Annotated in this window: 2 protein-coding genes; both read right to left on the minus strand. The window is 78.0% G+C overall.

What is annotated here, in order from left to right:
* The coding region (locus tag GVN67_RS28970; RefSeq protein WP_160000757.1) for a hemin ABC transporter substrate-binding protein at positions 1 to 792 on the minus strand (792 nt) is incomplete at its 3' end.
* Positions 789 to 1,377 (minus strand): ChuX/HutX family heme-like substrate-binding protein (locus tag GVN67_RS28975; protein ID WP_304621479.1); only part of this gene is annotated, 589 nt, incomplete at its 5' end. The genes GVN67_RS28975 and GVN67_RS28970, both read right to left, overlap by 4 nt.

The following is a 1,377-nucleotide window of genomic DNA, read 5'->3' on the forward strand; positions in this document are numbered from 1 at the left end:
GGTCAGGTGGCCGGGGTCGATGGCGATCAGCCGGCCTTGCTCGGCGGCGGGCGTCAGGGCGATGGCCGGGCTGGACAGCACCGCCTCCCGCCCGCCGGCCTCGCCGAGGGAATGGTGCATCATGAGCAGGAAGTCGGGGGCGGCGGTGGCGGCGGCCTCGGCGGAAAGCGGGCGATAGCCCTGGAAGCCGGCCAGCGGGTTGCTGCCGCCGGCGGCCTCGATCAGCGCATGGGCATGGGTGCCGGCGCCGGCCACCAGCGGCGCGCCGCGGCCGGTGGACAGCAGGAACAGCACGCGCGGCCTGGGTGCCGCGGCGACGGCCGCGTCCAGCGCGTGCCAGTCGGCATCGACGGCCTGGGCCAGCGGCGCCCCGTCCAGCCCCAGCGCCCGGGCGGTGGCCAGCAGCTTGGCCGAGACCGCCTCGGGCCCGGCGCCGTCGGCCACCACCGCGACCGCCATGCCGGAGGCGCGCAGCACCTCCACCGCCTGGGCCGGGCCGGCCTGGTCGGAGAGCAGCAGCAGGTCGGGCGACAGGCCGACGATGCCCTCGGTCGGCAATTGCCGCAGATAGCCGACCTGCGGCAGGCGGGTGACGGCGGCGGGGAAGAGGCTGCTGTTGTCGACCGCGACCAGCGCCGATTGCAGGCCGAGGGCGCAGACCGCCTCGACCAGGGCCGGGCCGATGGCGACGATGCGGCGCGGGCTGGCGGCCCGGCCGATGCCAGGGACGACAGCGGGGGCGGCGAGCAGCAGCGTGCCGGCGGCCTGCAGCAGATGACGGCGGATGATCATGCGGCGGCCTCCAGGGTGATCTCGCAGGGGAAGGGCTGCGGGACGGGCGCGGCGGCAGCATGGGCGCGTGGCGCCCCGCTGGCCAGCTGGCCGGCCAGGCGGGTCCAGCCCGGCAGGTCGCGCTGGCCGGGGCGGCGGGCGCCCTGCAGGGTCAGCAGCGGCTCGCCGGCGGCGTCGAACAGCTCGATGGCGGCGAGCGGCCCGTCGGCGGTCGGGCGGATGACGTGCCAGGCCTCGGCGATGCCGGGCTGCCACAGGCGCAGGCGCAGCCCCTGGTCGGCGAGCTCCAGCCAGCCGTCGCGCTCGCGCGGGCGCGGGGGGGCGCCGTGCAGCAGCTGGACGGCGTGGCGGTTGCCGATGGAGATGGCCAGCGGCAGGGCTTCCTCGGCGGCCTGGCGCAGGGCGGCTGCGGCGGCGGTGGGCGCCAGGCGGCGGGCCAGGTCGGAACCCGCCAGGCGATAGGCTTGGCGGCGGGTGGCCTGGTGGCGGCGCAGCAGGGCGACGAAGCCGTGCAGGTCGCGCAAGCCCAGCCAGTCGGCGCGCAGTGCCGCGGCATCGACCGGGCTCTCGGCTGGGTCGCGGGCT

Source organism: Roseomonas sp. 18066, assembly GCF_902706185.1.
GTDB lineage: Bacteria > Pseudomonadota > Alphaproteobacteria > Acetobacterales > Acetobacteraceae > Pseudoroseomonas.